This window comes from Amycolatopsis sp. cmx-8-4 (assembly GCF_046548675.1).
Classification (GTDB): domain Bacteria; phylum Actinomycetota; class Actinomycetes; order Mycobacteriales; family Pseudonocardiaceae; genus Amycolatopsis.
This window is the reverse complement of the sequence record NZ_JAEBDZ010000081.1, coordinates 1-1,641: the sequence shown is the minus strand read 5'-3', so window position 1 is coordinate 1,641 and position 1,641 is coordinate 1. Positions and strand designations below refer to the sequence as shown.

The window sequence follows — 1,641 nt, the reverse complement described above, 5'->3', positions numbered from 1 at the left end:
GTTTGTTTCTGGTGTGGTGTTTGAGAACTGTAGAGTGGATGCGAGCATCTTTGTGGTCAAGTTGTTAAGGGCACATGGTGGATGTCTTGGCTTCAGGAGCCGATGAAGGACGTAGGAGGCTGCGATAAGCCTCGGGGAGCTGTCAACCGAGCTGTGATCCGAGGATTTCCGAATGGGGAAACCCAGCACCAGTGATGTGGTGTTACCCGCACCTGAATATATAGGGTGTGTGGAGGGAACGCGGGGAAGTGAAACATCTCAGTACCCGTAGGAAGAGAAAACAACCGTGATTCCGTGAGTAGTGGCGAGCGAAAGCGGAAGAGGCTAAACCGATTGCATGTGATACCTGTCAGGGGTTGTGTAGTCGGTGTTGTGGGACCCGCCTTGAAGGAACTGACATTTCTTCGGAATTGACGCATGGGTTAGTGGAACGCCTTGGGATGGGCGGCCGGAGTGGGTGAGAGCCCCGTACGCGAAAACTTGTGTTGTTGTTCTTGGTGGTGTTCCCGAGTAGCAGCGAGCTCGTGGAATTTGCTGTGAATCTGCCGGGACCACCCGGTAAGCCTAAATACTTCCTGAAGACCGATAGCGGACTAGTACCGTGAGGGAAAGATGAAAAGTACCCCGGGAGGGGAGTGAAAGAGTACCTGAAACCGTGTGCCTACAAGCCGTCAGAGCTGTAATGGTGATGGCGTGCCTTTTGAAGAATGAGCCTGCGAGTTAGTGCTGCGTGGCGAGGTTAACCCGTGTGGGGTAGCCGTAGCGAAAGCGAGTCTGAATAGGGCGCTGTGTCTCTTGTAGATACTGTAGTCGCGTGGTCTAGACCCGAAGCGGAGTGATCTACCCATGGCCAGGGTGAAGCGACGGTAAGACGTCGTGGAGGCCCGAACCCACTTAGGTTGAAAACTGAGGGGATGAGCTGTGGGTAGGGGTGAAAGGCCAATCAAACTCCGTGATAGCTGGTTCTCCCCGAAATGCATTTAGGTGCAGCGTCGCATGTTTCACCACGGGGGTAGAGCTACTGGATGGTCTAGGGGCCTTACCGGGTTACCGAAATCAACCAAACTCCGAATACCGTGGTGTGAGAGTGCGGCAGTGAGACGGCGGGGGATAAGCTTCGTCGTCGAGAGGGAAACAGCCCAGAACACCAGCTAAGGCCCCTAAGTGTGTGCTCAGTGGGAAAGGATGTGGGATTGCCCAGACAACCAGGAGGTTGGCTTAGAAGCAGCCACCCTTGAAAGAGTGCGTAATAGCTCACTGGTCAAGTGGTCCTGCGCCGACAATGTAGCGGGGCTTAAGCACACCGCCGAAGCTGTGTCATTGACACAATAGATCCACTTCGCTCCTTGAGAGTGTTGTGTAGTCGTGTTGATGGGTAGGGGAGCGTCCTGCACCCAGGGAAGCCGTGGCGGAAGCTAGCGGTGGAGGGTGTGGGAGTGAGAATGCAGGCATGAGTAGCGAATGCAGAGTGAGAAACTCTGCCGCCGGATGACCAAGGGTTCCTGGGCCAGGCTAATCCGCCCAGGGTAAGTCGGGACCTAAGGCGAGGCCGACAGGCGTAGTCGATGGACAACGGGTTGATATTCCCGTACCCGAGCATGTGCGCCCATGACGAGGCGTTTGATACTAACCACCCAAAGC

At 55.3% G+C, this 1,641-nt stretch carries 1 rRNA gene; it reads left to right on the top strand.

What is annotated here, in order from left to right:
- Positions 1-54: 54 nt before the first annotated feature.
- Positions 55-1,641, top strand: a 23S ribosomal RNA gene (locus ACLJQZ_RS48455); the annotation flags it as partial.